The following is a 14277-nucleotide window of genomic DNA, read 5'->3' as shown; positions in this document are numbered from 1 at the left end:
AGATACGAGATACGAGATATTGTTGAAAAATATAGCAGAGAAGACAAGAAAAATGCCAAACATCATGGTGCAATTTTATTTGTTGTCAGATTCGACAGATACAAAAAAGCCGAGCTAATGCTCGGCTTTTTGTATTAAGAATCTAGTATAGATTACTCAGCAGCTTCTTCAGCAGCTGGGCGGTCTACAAGCTCAATGTAAGCCATTGGAGCTTTATCACCAGTACGGAAACCACATTTAAGAATGCGAGTGTAACCACCTTGGCGAGCCGCGAAACGCGGGCCTAGTTCATTAAATAGTTTTGCTACAACTTCGTTATCACGAGTGCGAGCAAATGCAAGACGACGGTTAGCAACACTGTCTGTCTTAGCTAGGGTAATCAATGGCTCAATTACGCGACGTAGTTCTTTTGCTTTTGGCACGGTAGTTTTGATAACTTCGTGACGAACAAGAGAGCTAGCCATGTTGCTGAACATCGCTTTGCGATGACTGCTGTTGCGGTTGAGTTGACGACCACTTTTACGATGGCGCATGACCTAATCCTTCTAACTTTTCGATTAATCTTCAGCGATTGACGCTGGTGGCCAGTTTTCTAGACGCATGCCTAGAGAAAGACCACGTGAAGCAAGCACATCTTTAATCTCTGTAAGAGATTTCTTACCAAGGTTTGGCGTTTTAAGTAGCTCAACCTCAGTGCGCTGTACAAGATCACCGATGTAGTGAATCGCTTCTGCTTTCAAACAGTTAGCAGAGCGAACTGTTAGTTCAAGATCGTCTACAGGACGTAGTAGGATAGGATCGAATTCTGGCTTCTCTTCCTTCTCCTCAGGTACACGTACATCACGAAGATCTACGAACACATCCAGTTGTTCAGCTAAAATAGTAGCTGCACGACGGATTGCTTCCTCAGGTTCTAGAGTACCGTTCGTTTCCATATCGATAACAAGCTTGTCTAAGTCAGTACGTTGTTCTACACGTGCCGCTTCTACAGCGTAAGCGATTTTATCAACCGGGCTGTAAGTAGCGTCAACTAGTAGACGACCGATTGGACGCTCATCTTCTTCAGTATGGATACGAGCTGAAGCTGGAACGTAACCACGACCACGTTCTACTTTGATACGCATAGCGATCTCAGCGTTGTCATCCGTAAGGTGACAAATTACGTGCTCAGGGTTAGCGATCTCTACATCACCATCGTGGGTGATGTCACCTGCAACAACAGGGCCTGAGCCTGATTTGTTCAGTGTAATAAACACTTCATCTTTGCCTTCAGCAACGCGTACAGCCAAACCTTTAAGGTTTAGAAGGATTTCCAGGATATCTTCCTGAACGCCTTCTTTAGTGCTGTATTCGTGTAGCACACCTTCAATTTCAACTTCTGTTACGGCACAACCCGGCATAGAAGATAGAAGAATGCGGCGAAGAGCATTACCTAGAGTGTGGCCGAAACCGCGCTCTAATGGCTCAAGAGTTACTTTCGCGTGTGTCGTATTGATCTGTTCAATGTCAACAAGACGCGGCTTAAGAAATTCTGTTACAGAACCCTGCATTGTGTCCTCTCTTTTTTTAACCTTACTTAGAGTAAAGTTCGACGATCAAGTGTTCATTGATGTCAGCTGATAGGTCAGAACGCTCAGGCATACGCTTGAATGTACCTTCCATTTTGCCAGCATCTACTTCAATCCAAGTTGGCTTTTCACGTTGTTCAGCAACTTCTAGAGCCGCTTTAATACGAGATTGCTGTTTAGCTTTCTCGCGGATAGAAACAACGTCGTTTGCCGCTACTTTGAAAGAAGGAACGTTTACAACTTTACCGTTAACTAGGATAGACTTGTGGCTAACTAGTTGACGAGATTCAGCACGAGTAGCGCCAAAGCCCATACGGTAAACTACGTTATCAAGACGACCTTCAAGAAGCTGAAGCAGGTTTGCACCCGTGTTGCCTTTAAGACGTGCAGCTTCTTTGTAGTAGTTGCGGAATTGTTTTTCTAGAACGCCGTAGATACGACGAACTTTTTGCTTCTCACGAAGCTGAACGCCATACTCAGATAGACGACCGCGACGAGCGCCGTGTACACCTGGTGCGTTATCAATTTTACACTTGGTATCGATCGCACGGACACCAGACTTAAGGAATAAGTCAGTACCTTCGCGACGGCTAAGCTTCAGCTTAGGACCCAAATATCTTGCCATGATCTTTCTCCAATATTCCTAGAAACGAAACTTAAACGCGACGTTTCTTAGGTGGACGACAACCGTTATGAGGGATTGGTGTCGCATCAACAATGTTAGTGATACGGAAACCAGCAGCGTTCAGTGCACGAACAGTAGATTCGCGACCTGGACCTGGACCCTTAACCATAACTTCCAAGTTCTTTAGGCCATATTCTTTAGCCATTTCACCACAACGCTCAGCTGCAACTTGTGCTGCGAACGGAGTAGATTTACGAGAACCACGGAAACCTGAACCACCTGCTGTAGCCCATGCAAGAGCGTTGCCTTGACGGTCAGTGATAGTTACGATTGTGTTGTTGAAAGAAGCATGAATGTGCGCTACGCCATCAGCTACTTGCTTGCGTACGCGCTTACGCGCGCGAGTTGGTTGTTTTGCCATTGTACTCTACCTTATCCGACTATTTCTTGATCGGCTTGCGCGGACCCTTACGGGTGCGAGCGTTGGTTTTAGTACGCTGTCCACGTAGTGGTAGACTGCGACGATGACGAAGACCGCGGTAACAGCCAAGGTCCATAAGACGCTTGATGTTCATCGATACTTCACGACGTAGATCACCTTCTACAGTGTACTTAGCTACACCATCACGCAGTTGATCGATCTGCTCTTCAGTTAGTTCACTGATCTTAGCATCTTCAGCAATACCCACTTCAGCTAAAATAGCTTGAGAGCGAGTTTTACCAATACCGTAGATTGCAGTAAGTGCAATTACAGAATGCTTATGATCAGGAATGTTAATGCCGGCTATACGGGCCATTATTCACTCCTAAGGGGTTCATAAAAGAATTATCCGCAGCAAAGCCCGTTATGGATACGCTGCGGCATACTACTTCTTTTGCACGCAAAAGGTAGGCCGAGGAATATACTCGACTCTACCTTGTATTTCAAGTAAAAATTTCTGCTAATTAGCCTTGGCGTTGCTTATGCTTTGGCTCACTGCAAATCACGCGAACGACACCGTTACGCTTGATAACTTTACAGTTACGGCAGATTTTTTTAACGGAAGCACGAACTTTCATTGCTAAACTCCGTAAATGGAATCGAAATTGTTACCACCGAATTAACGGCCGTAACCCTTCAGATTCGCTTTCTTTAACACAGAATCATACTGTTGTGACATCAGATGAGTCTGTACCTGTGCCATGAAATCCATGATAACTACCACTACGATTAGTAGTGATGTGCCGCCGAAGTAGAAACGAACGTTCCACGCGACCATCATGAACTCAGGAATCAGACATATAAAAGTAATGTATAGAGCGCCCGCAAGGGTTAGTCTAGTCATCACTTTATCGATATATTTCGCTGTCTGCTCACCTGGGCGGATACCGGGTACGAATGCACCAGACTTCTTCAAATTATCAGCTGTTTCACGTGGGTTAAACACCAACGCTGTATAGAAGAAACAGAAGAAGATTATAGCTGCTGCATAAAGCATTACATACAGAGGTTGACCTGGGCTAAGAGCTAATGACACGTCAGTTAACCAACCGAACGCGCTGCTTTCACCATTTTGACCAAACCACTGTGCTAATGTTCCTGGGAACAAAATAATACTTGATGCGAAAATCGCTGGAATAACACCTGCCATATTAATCTTAAGAGGCAAGTGAGAGCTTTGTGCTGCAAAAACCTTACGACCTTGTTGACGTTTAGCATAGTTAACGACGATACGACGTTGACCACGTTCCATGAAAACTACGAAGTAGATAACAGCAAAAGACAATACAGCAATCAACAGCAGAAGAAGCACATGCAATTCACCTTGACGCGCTTGCTCGATTGTTTGACCGATTGCAGAAGGCAATCCAGCAACAATACCTGCAAAAATCAGAATGGAAATACCATTACCGATTCCTCGCTCAGTGATTTGTTCACCTAACCACATTAAGAACATGGTACCAGTTACTAAACTCACGGTAGCAATAAGCGTAAACATGGTTTGGTTGATAACAACCAGATTGTCGACCATGTTTGGTAAGCCTGTTGCGATACCAATAGCTTGGAATGTTGCAAGTACAAGCGTGCCGTAGCGTGTATATTGGCTTATCTTACGACGGCCTGCTTCACCCTCTTTCTTGAGTTCCGCTAACGCTGGATGAACTACAGTTAACAATTGGACTACGATCGATGCCGAAATGTACGGCATGATACCCAATGCTAATATAGATGCACGCTCAAGAGCACCACCGGAGAACATGTTAAACATTTCAACGATGGTACCTTTTTGCTGATCGAACAAATCGGCAAGTACAGCTGCGTCAATACCAGGGATCGGCACAAAAGAGCCGGCTCGGAATACTAAAAGTGCACCAATTACGAATAATAAGCGCGACTTTAGTTCACTTAAGCCGCTCTGAGCACTACGAAAATCTTGTCCTGGTTTCTTAGCCATCTGTACCTCGTTCCTCGAGATTATTCCTCGATTTTACCGCCTGCAGCTTCGATTGCAGCTTTAGCGCCTTTAGTCACGCGTAGACCTTTAACAGTCACAGCTTTGCTTAGGTCACCAGAAAGAACGATCTTAACGAATTCGATGTTCTTAGTGATAACGTTAGCAGCTTTAAGGCTGTTAAGATCAACTACGTCACCTGTTACTTTCGCTAGCTCAGCTAGACGAACTTCAGCAGACACTAGGCTCTTACGAGAAGTGAAACCGAATTTAGGTAGACGTTGTTTTAGAGGCATTTGACCGCCTTCAAAACCTGGACGAACAGAGCCGCCAGAACGTGACTTTTGACCTTTGTGACCGCGGCCACCTGTTTTACCAAGGCCAGAACCGATACCACGACCTACACGCTTCTTAGAAGGTTTAGAGCCAGCAGCCGGTGATAGAGTATTCAAACGCATTCTGATTACTCCTCAATCTTAACCATGTAGTAAACCTTGTTGATCATACCGCGTACGCACGGTGTATCTTCAAGTTCTACTGTATGGTTGATGCGACGAAGACCTAGACCTTTAAGACACGCTTTGTGCTTAGGTAGGCGACCAATTGAGCTTTTAGTTTGAGTTACTTTAATAGTTGCCATCGTGTGCTTACTCCGAAATAGATTCAACAGTTAGACCACGTTTAGCAGCAACCATTTCTGGTGACTTAACGTCTACTAGAGCACCAATCGTTGCACGAACGATGTTGATCGGGTTCGTTGAACCGTATGCTTTAGAAAGTACGTTATGTACGCCCGCAACTTCAAGTACAGCACGCATTGCACCACCGGCAATAACACCTGTACCTTCTGCAGCTGGCTGCATGTAAACTTTAGAGCCCGAATGACGACCTTTCACCGGGTGGTGAAGAGTGCCTTCGTTTAGCGATACTGTAACCATGTTACGGCGCGCTTTTTCCATTGCTTTTTGAATCGCAGCAGGTACTTCACGAGCTTTGCCGTAACCGAAACCTACGCGACCGTTACCGTCACCAACTACTGTTAGTGCAGTAAAGCTCATGATTCGACCACCTTTAACCGTCTTAGATACACGGTTAACAGCGATCAGCTTTTCTTGCAAATCATTAGCTTGTTGTTGTTCTTTAGCCATCTTCCAACCCTACCTTAGAATTTCAGACCAGCTTCGCGAGCAGATTCTGCTAGCGCCGCTACTCGACCGTGGTATTGGAAACCAGAACGATCAAATGCAACTGAAGCTACGCCTTTTTCAAGAGCGCGCTCAGCAACAGCTTTACCAACTGCTTTAGCTGCATCAACGTTACCAGTGTTCTTAACTTGCTCACGGATCGCTTTTTCTACAGTAGAAGCAGCTGCGATAACCTCAGAGCCGTTTGCCGCGATAACTTGTGCGTAAACATGGCGAGGAGTACGGTGTACTACCAGGCGAGTTGCACCAAGTTCTGCAATCTTACGACGTGCACGTGTAGCACGACGGATGCGAGATGCTTTCTTATCCATAGTGATACCTTACTTCTTCTTAGCTTCTTTAGTACGCACATTTTCATCTGCGTAACGAACACCTTTACCTTTGTAAGGCTCAGGAGCACGGTAAGAACGAATGTCAGCCGCAACTTGACCTACTACTTGCTTATCGCAACCAGTAATGATGATCTCAGTTTGGCTAGGGCACTCAGCTTTAATACCTTCAGGTAGAGCGTGCTCTACTGGGTGAGAAAAACCAAGAGTTAGAGCTACAGAGTTGCCTTTCATAGCAGCACGGTAACCAACACCCTTAAGAGTTAGCTTCTTAGTGAAGCCCTCAGTAACACCCACAACCATGTTATTAACTAGAGCGCGAGCTGTACCAGCTTGTGCCCATGCGTTAGTAACACCTTCTTTCGGACCGAAAGTTAGGTTGTTTTCTTCCTGTGCAATAACTACGGCGCTGTTAAGAACGCGAGTAAGCTCACCTTTGCTACCTTTTACAGTAACTTCTTGGCCGTTTAGTTTCACCTCTACGCCAGCTGGAATAGCGACAGGTGCTTTAGCAACACGAGACATAATCTACTCCTTAAGCTACGTAACAGATGATTTCACCGCCAAGACCTGCTTTACGAGCAGCACGGTCAGACATCAGACCCTTGGAAGTAGAAACAACTGCAATACCAAGACCACCCATCACTGTAGGTAAAGAGTCTTTATTTTTATAAACTCTTAGACCAGGACGTGATACGCGCTTGATTTGCTCGATTACAGGTTTAGCTTGGAAGTACTTAAGAGTAACTTCTAGCTCAGGTTTTGCTTCGCTGTTAACAGCGAAGTCTACGATGTAACCTTCAGCTTTAAGTAATGCAGCAATTGCAACTTTAAGCTTTGAAGAAGGCATTTTTACAGCAACTTTGTTTGCTGCCTGACCGTTACGAACTCGGGTCAGCATATCCGAAATCGGATCTTGCATGCTCATAAGATTTACTCCAAATGATTAAGTGGCAATTACCAGCTAGCCTTACGAAGACCCGGAATCTCGCCTTTCATGCAAGCTTCACGAACCTTAATGCGGCTTAGACCGAATTTACGTAGGTAACCGTGTGGACGACCAGTTTGGTTGCAACGGTTGCGCTGACGTGATGCACTTGAATCACGTGGAAGAGATTGCAGTTTAAGAACCGCATTCCAACGATCTTCTTCAGATGCGTTTACATCGCTAATGATAACTTTTAGCGCAGAACGCTTTTCAGCGAACTTAGCTACTAGTTTTGCACGTTTAGCTTCACGTGCTTTCATTGATTGTTTAGCCATAACAGTAACCCTACCCTTACTTACGGAATGGGAAGTTAAAGGCAGCCAGCAGAGCTCGGCCTTCCTCATCGGAACCCGCAGAAGTCGTGATAGTGATATCAAGACCGCGGACACGATCGACTTTATCGTAGTCGATTTCCGGAAAGATGATTTGCTCGCGAACGCCCATGCTGTAGTTACCGCGACCGTCAAAAGACTTAGCGCTAACACCACGGAAATCACGTACACGTGGAAGTGCGATAGAGATTAAACGCTCTAAAAATTCCCACATGCGCTCACCACGCAAGGTTACTTTACAACCAATTGGGTAGCCTTCACGAATTTTGAAACCAGCTACAGATTTACGCGCTTTAGTGATAAGTGGCTTTTGACCAGAGATCGTTGCCATATCAGCTGCTGCGTTTTCTAGCAGTTTCTTATCGTTGATTGCTTCACCAACGCCCATGTTTAGGGTGATTTTCTCAATCCTAGGGACTTGCATGACGCTTGTGTAGCTGAACTCTTTGGTAAGCTCAGCGACTACAGACGACTTGTAGTAATCATGCAGTTTCGCCATAGTAGAACTCCAAATTACTTCTAATTAGTTAGAAACAGTTTCGCCGTTAGATTTGAAGAAACGAACTTTCTTGCCATCTTCGATACGGAAACCGATACGGTCTGCTTTACCAGTAGCCGCGTTAAAAACAGCAACGTTAGAAGCATCAATAGCTGCTTCTTGTTCAACGATGCCACCTTGTTGACCTAGAGCCGGAACCGGCTTTTGGTGTTTCTTAACAAGGTTGATGCCTTCAACGATAACTTTACCAGTTGTCAGAACCTTAGTTACTTTACCTTTCTTGCCTTTATCTTTACCAGCAAGAATGATTACTTCGTCATTACGACGGATTTTAGCTGCCATATTGCCGCTCCTTACAGAACTTCAGGTGCTAGTGATACAATCTTCATGAATTTCGCGTTACGAAGTTCACGAGTCACAGGACCAAAGATACGTGTGCCGACTGGTTGCTCAGTAGTGTCATTTAACAATACACAAGCATTACTGTCGAAGCGAATGACAGAACCGTCTGGGCGACGAACGCCTTTACGGGTGCGCACTACTACCGCCTTCAGAACATCACCTTTTTTTACTTTACCGCGAGGAATCGCTTCCTTCACTGTAACCTTGATGACGTCACCGATATGTGCATAACGGCGGTGAGAGCCACCCAGAACCTTAATACACATTACCTTGCGCGCGCCAGAGTTATCTGCTGCGTCAAGTGTACTTTGCATCTGGATCATTGTTAGTGCTCCGCTAAATATTAAAACTAGACCCTCTCGGGTCGGGCTGCCTCTTTAAAAGGGACGCGAATTGTACCACCCTTTTTTTAAATTGGGTAGACAAAAAACAAGCGGCTCCAAAAAATAATTTGGAGCCGCTTATAAGTTATAGAATTACAAAGATTAAATCTTCGCTTTTTCTAGAACTTTAACCAATGTCCAAGACTTAGTCTTAGACAGAGGACGACACTCAGCGATTTCAACTTTGTCGCCTAGGCCACAAGTGTTGTCTTCGTCGTGTGCGTGTACTTTAGTCGTGCGTTTGATGAACTTACCGTAAATTGGGTGTTTTACAGTGCGTTCAATAGCAACAACGATAGACTTGTCCATCTTGTCGCTTACTACACGGCCTTGCTGGATGCGGTTAGTTTCGCTCATTATGCGCCTGCCTTTTCAGTCAAAACAGTTTTCACACGTGCGATGTCACGGCGTACAGCTTTTAGAGTATGAGTTTGTTGTAGTTGACCAGTTGCAGCTTGCATGCGCAAGTTGAACTGTTCACGTAGCAAATTCAATAGCTCAGCGTTAAGCTCTTCAACGTTCTTTTCGCGTAGATCTTGTGCTTTCATCACATCACCTGCTTAGTTACAAAAGTAGTTTTAACAGGCAGTTTACGTGCCGCTAGGCGGAACGCTTCACGTGCCAACTCTTCAGGTACGCCATTCATCTCGTACATAACTTTGCCTGGTTGGATTTGAGCAACCCAGTACGCAACTGAACCTTTACCTTTACCTTGACGAACTTCAAGAGGCTTTTCAGTAATTGGCTTGTCTGGGAATACACGAATCCAGATTTGACCTTGACGCTTAATGTGACGTGTCATAGCACGACGTGCCGCTTCGATTTGACGTGCAGTCAGACGACCACGGCCAACAGCTTTAAGACCGAATTCGCCGAAGCTTACTTCAGTACCTTTAGCTAGACCACGGTTACGACCAGTCATAACCTTGCGGAACTTAGTACGTTTTGGTTGTAGCATCGTTCGACTCCTTACTTACGGCCTTTACGCTGCTTCTTAGGCTTATCGCCTTTTGGCTCTACTGCGTTAGCAGCTGGCATACCGCCTAGAATCTCACCTTTGAAGATCCAAACTTTAATGCCGATCACACCGTATTGAGTGTGAGCCGAAGAAGTTGCGTAATCAATGTCTGCACGTAGAGTGTGTAGAGGCACACGGCCTTCACGGTACCACTCAGAACGTGCGATTTCAGCACCGCCAAGACGGCCGCCTACTTGTACTTTGATGCCTTTAGCGCCTAGACGCATAGCATTTTGTACCGCACGCTTCATTGCACGACGGAACATAACACGACGCTCTAGTTGAGACGCGATGCTATCAGCTACAAGCTGACCATCTAGCTCAGGCTTACGTACTTCAGCGATGTTAATTTGCGCTGGTACACCTGCGATTTTAGCTACAGCTGCGCGTAGCTTCTCTACGTCTTCACCTTTCTTACCGATAACAACGCCAGGACGAGCAGTGTGAATAGTCACACGGATGCTCTTAGCTGGACGCTCGATAACGATACGAGATAATGATGCTTTTTGTAGTTCCTTTGTAAGGAACTGACGTACCTTGAAGTCGCCGTCTAGGTTGTCAGCGAATTCGTTGGTATTAGCAAACCATGTAGCATTCCAAGGCTTAACGATGCCAAGACGAATACCATTAGGATGTACTTTCTGACCCATTGCTTACTCTCCTAGTCTTTAGCGATCTGCTACAACAATAGTGATGTGGCTTGAACGCTTCAAGATACGATCCGCACGACCTTTAGCACGAGGCATAATACGCTTCATGATAGGGCCCTCATCTACGAAGATTTTAGCGACATTTAGATCGTCGATATCTGCACCTTCGTTATGTTCCGCGTTAGCGATAGCTGACTCAAGAACCTTCTTAACTAAAACAGCAGCTTTTTTGTTGCTGAAAGTTAGAATTTCTAGAGCTTGGTCTACCGACTTACCGCGAATTTGGTCTGCAACTAAGCGAGCTTTCTGTGGAGAAATACGAGCAAAGTTATGTTTAGCTAAAGCTTCCATCATCTACTCCTTATTTCTTCTTAGCTTTCTTATCTGCAGCATGACCGCGATAAGTACGAGTTGGTGCAAATTCGCCCAGTTTGTGACCGATCATTTCTTCGGTAACGAAAACTGGAACGTGCTGACGACCATTATGGACAGCGATGGTCAAACCAATCATTGTTGGGATGATCATTGAGCGACGGGACCAAGTCTTAATAGGCTTTTTGTCTCCGCTTTCCACCGCTTTCTCTACCTTCTTCAGCAAGTGTAGGTCAATAAAAGGACCTTTCTTGAGAGAACGTGGCATGGCGATTCCTCTTTATAAATTATTTAGTGCGACGACGTACGATGTACTTGTCAGTGCGCTTGTTCTTACGAGTCTTGAAGCCCTTAGTAGGAACGCCCCAAGGAGAAACTGGGTGACGACCACCAGATGTGCGGCCTTCACCACCACCATGTGGGTGATCCACCGGGTTCATTACTACACCACGTACGGTTGGACGTACGCCGCGCCAGCGTGAAGCACCAGCTTTACCAAGTTCACGTAGCATATGCTCAGAGTTACCAACTTCACCGATCGTTGCACGACCTTCAGAAAGAACTTTGCGCATCTCACCAGAACGTAGACGGATAGTTACGTATGCACCATCGCGAGCGATGATTTGAGCATAAGCACCAGCCGAACGAGCTAGTTGAGCACCTTTACCAGGCTTAAGTTCAACACAGTGTACAGTAGAACCTACTGGGATGTTGCGCATCGGCAGAGTGTTACCTGCTTTGATTGCAGCATCTACGCCAGATTGAATCTGGTCGCCTGCGTTAACACCTTTAGGTGCAATGATGTAACGACGCTCACCGTCTGCGTACAGAACTAGAGCGATGTTAGCACTACGGTTTGGATCGTATTCTAGACGCTCAACTTTCGCTGGGATGCCATCTTTAGTACGTTTGAAGTCAATTACACGGTAGTGGTGCTTGTGACCACCGCCGATGTGACGTACTGTAATACGACCGTTGTTGTTACGACCACCGTTCTTAGAGTTTTTCTCTAGAAGTGGTGCGTATGGCTTACCCTTGTGTAGGTCAGCGTTAACAACTTTAACGACGTGACGACGACCAGGGGAAGTCGGCTTACATTTAACAATAGCCATTTTTACTACTCCTGTTATTCCGCGCCGCCAACGAAGTCAAGATCTTGACCTTCTTTCAAAGTAACGTAGGCTTTCTTAACGTCTGAACGACGGCCTTCACGCATACCTTGACGTTTGGTCTTACCCTTTAATACAAGAGTATTTACAGACTTAACTTCAACTTCAAATAGCTTTTCTACAGCTGCTTTGATCTCTTTCTTAGTTGCATCTTTAGCTACTTTGAAAACGATAGTGTTCGCTTTCTCAGCTGCCATAGTTGCTTTTTCAGAGATGTGCGGAGCACGTAGAACTTTTAAGATACGCTCTTCAGTGATCATGCTAGCATCTCCTCAACTTGCTTAACTGCGTCAGCAGTCATTAGAACCTTGTCGAAAGCGATTAGTGATACTGGATCAACACCAGCAACATCACGTGCATCTACTTTGTATAGGTTACGAGCAGCTAAGAATAGATTTTCATCTACTTCGCCAGTCACAATCAGAACGTCGCTTAGCTCAAGCTCTTTAAGCTTAGCTACAAGTTCTTTTGTTTTTGGTGCTTCTACAGAGAAGTTATCAACAACGATTAAACGCTCTTGACGAACTAGCTCAGAAAGAATGCTCTTCATAGCACCGCGGTACATTTTTTTGTTTACTTTTTGGCTGTGATCTTGTGGTTTCGCAGCAAAAGTAACACCACCTGTACGCCAGATTGGGCTACGAATTGTACCAGCACGTGCGCGGCCAGTACCTTTTTGACGCCATGGCTTAGCGCCACCGCCAGATACTTCAGAACGAGTCTTTTGAGCACGAGTACCTTGACGAGCACCTGCTGCATATGCAACAACTACTTGGTGTACAAGAGCTTCGTTGAAGTCACGTCCGAAAGTAGTCTCGGAAACAGTTAGTGCATCAGCACCTTTAACCATCAATTCCATTACTTACTCCTAGACGTTATGCTTTAACAGCAGGTTTTACGATCACGTTTCCGCCTGTTGAGCCCGGTACTGCACCTTTAATAAGGAGTAGATTGCGCTCAGCGTCAACACGTACGATCTCTAGGTTTTGAGTCGTTACACGCTCAGCACCCATGTGACCTGCCATTTTCTTGCCTTTAAACACGCGGCCTGGAGTTTGACATTGGCCAATTGAACCCGGTGCGCGGTGAGACAAAGAGTTACCGTGAGTCATATCTTGAGTAGAGAAGTTCCAACGCTTGATAGCGCCTTGGAAGCCTTTACCTTTAGATGTACCAGTAACGTCTACTTTTTTAATTTCGTTGAAAAGTTCTACGTTTAGCTCAGCGCCAACTTCAAATTCTTCGCCGTTTTCTAAACGGAATTCCCAAAGACCGCGACCTGCTTCTACACCCGCTTTCGCGAAGTGACCAGCTTCAGGTTTAGTTACACGGTTAGCTTTCTTAGCACCAGTAGTTACTTGGATTGCTGCGTAGCCGTCTGTCTCAAGAGTTTTAACTTGAGAAATACGGTTCGCTTCAACCTCAACAACAGTTACTGGGATAGAAACGCCTTCTTCAGTAAATACGCGGGTCATACCCACTTTACGTCCGACTAGACCAATCATTATTCTTATCTCCCTTAACCTAGGCTGATTTGAACATCAACGCCAGCTGCAAGATCAAGACGCATTAGAGCATCAACAGTTTTATCTGTTGGCTCAACGATGTCGATCAAACGCTTGTGAGTACGGATTTCGTACTGATCACGTGCATCTTTGTTGACGTGTGGAGAGGTAAGAACAGTGAAACGCTCTTTACGAGTAGGAAGTGGAATAGGACCACGAACCTGTGCGCCAGTACGTTTTGCTGTTTCAACGATTTCCGCAGTTGAAGCATCGATTAGCTTGTAATCAAACGCTTTAAGGCGGATACGAATACGTTGGTTCTGCATGAGACAGAGCTCCAATTATTAAAAATTACACAAACAATATCGCCACTCAAACCCGATAAAACGAGAGAATGCCGATTGATTTATGTGAAACCGTAGCATCCAAAATTAGGACGCATTGTCAGTTAACTTTTGAAGCAAACAAAAAGTTTACTATTTTTATTAACCGCGAACATAAGCTGAGTATACATTACTAGGTAAGACCTACTCCTCAGTGCTCATTGGTTCACAACCAGCGTTAGCCAGTGCGATGTATTATACAGATCACACTTTAGTATGCAAGTGGTGTTGGAAAAATAATCGGAATTTATTGGAGATTAGCTTTACATGAAGAAGGGGGGGGGATAAATGAGATATGAACTTTCTTTAGATAAAACAAAAGGGAAGCCGAAGCTCCCCTTTTCAGATGCGTGCTCTTCTAATGAAGAGTGTGCAAAAATCTAAATGCTATTAAGCGAAGATTTTAGCTACAACACC

The 14277-nt window shown here is 45.2% G+C and carries 28 protein-coding genes; all 28 read right to left on the bottom strand.

From position 1 onward, the window contains the following. Positions 1-152: 152 nt before the first annotated feature. Positions 153-533, bottom strand: coding sequence for a 50S ribosomal protein L17 (gene rplQ, locus BCT34_RS12585; protein ID WP_004729812.1), 381 nt, complete (start codon positions 531-533; stop codon positions 153-155). Between the two features lie 24 nt (positions 534-557). Further along, positions 558-1550 (bottom strand): DNA-directed RNA polymerase subunit alpha, encoded by a 993-nt coding sequence (rpoA, locus tag BCT34_RS12580; protein WP_076651092.1) that lies wholly within the window; start codon positions 1548-1550, stop codon positions 558-560. Positions 1551-1572: 22 nt separating this feature from the next. Beyond that, positions 1573-2193: a 30S ribosomal protein S4 gene (gene rpsD / locus BCT34_RS12575; RefSeq protein ID WP_004738777.1), complete on the bottom strand. Its 621-nt coding sequence runs from the start codon at positions 2191-2193 to the stop codon at positions 1573-1575. 31 nt (positions 2194-2224) lie between these two features. Further along, complete coding sequence (gene rpsK / locus BCT34_RS12570) at positions 2225-2614, bottom strand: 30S ribosomal protein S11 (protein WP_004738778.1); 390 nt, start codon at positions 2612-2614, stop codon at positions 2225-2227. 19 nt (positions 2615-2633) lie between these two features. Beyond that, positions 2634-2990, bottom strand: a complete 357-nt coding sequence (rpsM, locus tag BCT34_RS12565) for a 30S ribosomal protein S13 (protein WP_004738779.1) — start codon at positions 2988-2990, stop codon at positions 2634-2636. 148 nt (positions 2991-3138) lie between these two features. Further along, on the bottom strand, positions 3139-3252 hold the full coding sequence (rpmJ, locus tag BCT34_RS12560; RefSeq protein WP_000868186.1) for a 50S ribosomal protein L36: 114 nt from the start codon (positions 3250-3252) through the stop codon (positions 3139-3141). A gap of 41 nt (positions 3253-3293) precedes the next feature. Beyond that, positions 3294-4628, bottom strand: a complete 1335-nt coding sequence (secY, locus tag BCT34_RS12555) for a preprotein translocase subunit SecY (RefSeq protein WP_004738781.1) — start codon at positions 4626-4628, stop codon at positions 3294-3296. 20 nt (positions 4629-4648) lie between these two features. Then, on the bottom strand, positions 4649-5083 hold the full coding sequence (rplO, locus tag BCT34_RS12550; RefSeq protein WP_004736758.1) for a 50S ribosomal protein L15: 435 nt from the start codon (positions 5081-5083) through the stop codon (positions 4649-4651). A gap of 5 nt (positions 5084-5088) precedes the next feature. Continuing rightward, the gene (rpmD, locus tag BCT34_RS12545) at positions 5089-5265 is read right to left on the bottom strand and encodes a 50S ribosomal protein L30 (protein ID WP_004736756.1); all 177 of its coding nucleotides are present in this window, start codon (positions 5263-5265) and stop codon (positions 5089-5091) included. Positions 5266-5272: 7 nt separating this feature from the next. Continuing rightward, the gene (rpsE, locus tag BCT34_RS12540) at positions 5273-5773 is read right to left on the bottom strand and encodes a 30S ribosomal protein S5 (protein WP_017061307.1); all 501 of its coding nucleotides are present in this window, start codon (positions 5771-5773) and stop codon (positions 5273-5275) included. Positions 5774-5787: 14 nt separating this feature from the next. Continuing rightward, complete coding sequence (gene rplR, locus BCT34_RS12535; protein WP_004738784.1) at positions 5788-6141, bottom strand: 50S ribosomal protein L18; 354 nt, start codon at positions 6139-6141, stop codon at positions 5788-5790. Between the two features lie 9 nt (positions 6142-6150). Continuing rightward, positions 6151-6684, bottom strand: a complete 534-nt coding sequence (gene rplF / locus BCT34_RS12530) for a 50S ribosomal protein L6 (RefSeq protein WP_076651093.1) — start codon at positions 6682-6684, stop codon at positions 6151-6153. 10 nt (positions 6685-6694) lie between these two features. Then, on the bottom strand, positions 6695-7087 hold the full coding sequence (gene rpsH / locus BCT34_RS12525) for a 30S ribosomal protein S8 (RefSeq protein WP_017061309.1): 393 nt from the start codon (positions 7085-7087) through the stop codon (positions 6695-6697). A 29-nt stretch (positions 7088-7116) separates the two neighbouring features. Continuing rightward, complete coding sequence (rpsN, locus tag BCT34_RS12520; RefSeq protein ID WP_004738789.1) at positions 7117-7422, bottom strand: 30S ribosomal protein S14; 306 nt, start codon at positions 7420-7422, stop codon at positions 7117-7119. A gap of 16 nt (positions 7423-7438) precedes the next feature. After that, positions 7439-7978: a 50S ribosomal protein L5 gene (rplE, locus tag BCT34_RS12515; RefSeq protein WP_004738790.1), complete on the bottom strand. Its 540-nt coding sequence runs from the start codon at positions 7976-7978 to the stop codon at positions 7439-7441. Positions 7979-8002: 24 nt separating this feature from the next. After that, a complete protein-coding gene (gene rplX / locus BCT34_RS12510) occupies positions 8003-8320 on the bottom strand; it encodes a 50S ribosomal protein L24 (protein WP_004738792.1) in 318 nt (105 codons plus the stop codon). 11 nt (positions 8321-8331) lie between these two features. Next, positions 8332-8703, bottom strand: coding sequence for a 50S ribosomal protein L14 (gene rplN, locus BCT34_RS12505; protein ID WP_004736740.1), 372 nt, complete (start codon positions 8701-8703; stop codon positions 8332-8334). Positions 8704-8865: 162 nt separating this feature from the next. Next, entirely contained in the window at positions 8866-9120 is a 255-nt protein-coding gene (gene rpsQ, locus BCT34_RS12500; RefSeq protein ID WP_004736739.1) for a 30S ribosomal protein S17, read from the bottom strand. Further along, positions 9120-9311, bottom strand: coding sequence for a 50S ribosomal protein L29 (gene rpmC, locus BCT34_RS12495; protein WP_004736737.1), 192 nt, complete (start codon positions 9309-9311; stop codon positions 9120-9122). Before rpmC ends, rpsQ begins: the two co-directional genes overlap by 1 nt. Further along, positions 9311-9721, bottom strand: a complete 411-nt coding sequence (rplP, locus tag BCT34_RS12490) for a 50S ribosomal protein L16 (RefSeq protein ID WP_004736736.1) — start codon at positions 9719-9721, stop codon at positions 9311-9313. Before rplP ends, rpmC begins: the two co-directional genes overlap by 1 nt. Positions 9722-9732: 11 nt before the next feature. Further along, positions 9733-10431 (bottom strand): 30S ribosomal protein S3, encoded by a 699-nt coding sequence (rpsC, locus tag BCT34_RS12485; protein ID WP_004736734.1) that lies wholly within the window; start codon positions 10429-10431, stop codon positions 9733-9735. Between the two features lie 18 nt (positions 10432-10449). Continuing rightward, on the bottom strand, positions 10450-10782 hold the full coding sequence (rplV, locus tag BCT34_RS12480; protein WP_004736732.1) for a 50S ribosomal protein L22: 333 nt from the start codon (positions 10780-10782) through the stop codon (positions 10450-10452). 10 nt (positions 10783-10792) lie between these two features. Then, the gene (rpsS, locus tag BCT34_RS12475) at positions 10793-11071 is read right to left on the bottom strand and encodes a 30S ribosomal protein S19 (protein WP_004736729.1); all 279 of its coding nucleotides are present in this window, start codon (positions 11069-11071) and stop codon (positions 10793-10795) included. Between the two features lie 19 nt (positions 11072-11090). After that, positions 11091-11915 carry a 50S ribosomal protein L2 gene (gene rplB / locus BCT34_RS12470; RefSeq protein ID WP_010435149.1) on the bottom strand — a complete coding sequence of 275 codons (825 nt, stop codon included), beginning with the start codon at positions 11913-11915 and terminating at the stop codon, positions 11091-11093. 14 nt (positions 11916-11929) lie between these two features. Beyond that, on the bottom strand, positions 11930-12232 hold the full coding sequence (rplW, locus tag BCT34_RS12465) for a 50S ribosomal protein L23 (protein WP_004736765.1): 303 nt from the start codon (positions 12230-12232) through the stop codon (positions 11930-11932). Next, positions 12229-12831 carry a 50S ribosomal protein L4 gene (gene rplD, locus BCT34_RS12460; protein ID WP_004738803.1) on the bottom strand — a complete coding sequence of 201 codons (603 nt, stop codon included), beginning with the start codon at positions 12829-12831 and terminating at the stop codon, positions 12229-12231. The genes rplW and rplD overlap by 4 nt, the downstream gene beginning before the upstream one ends. A gap of 16 nt (positions 12832-12847) precedes the next feature. After that, complete coding sequence (gene rplC, locus BCT34_RS12455; protein ID WP_004736763.1) at positions 12848-13477, bottom strand: 50S ribosomal protein L3; 630 nt, start codon at positions 13475-13477, stop codon at positions 12848-12850. 14 nt (positions 13478-13491) lie between these two features. Next, complete coding sequence (gene rpsJ / locus BCT34_RS12450; RefSeq protein WP_004736761.1) at positions 13492-13803, bottom strand: 30S ribosomal protein S10; 312 nt, start codon at positions 13801-13803, stop codon at positions 13492-13494. Between the last annotated feature and the right edge of the window lie 474 nt (positions 13804-14277).

The sequence above is a fragment of the Vibrio sp. 10N.261.45.E2 genome, assembly GCF_002875705.1.
Lineage (GTDB): Bacteria > Pseudomonadota > Gammaproteobacteria > Enterobacterales > Vibrionaceae > Vibrio.
The sequence above is the reverse complement of the archived record's forward strand: the minus strand, read 5'-3'. Positions and strand labels throughout refer to the sequence as shown.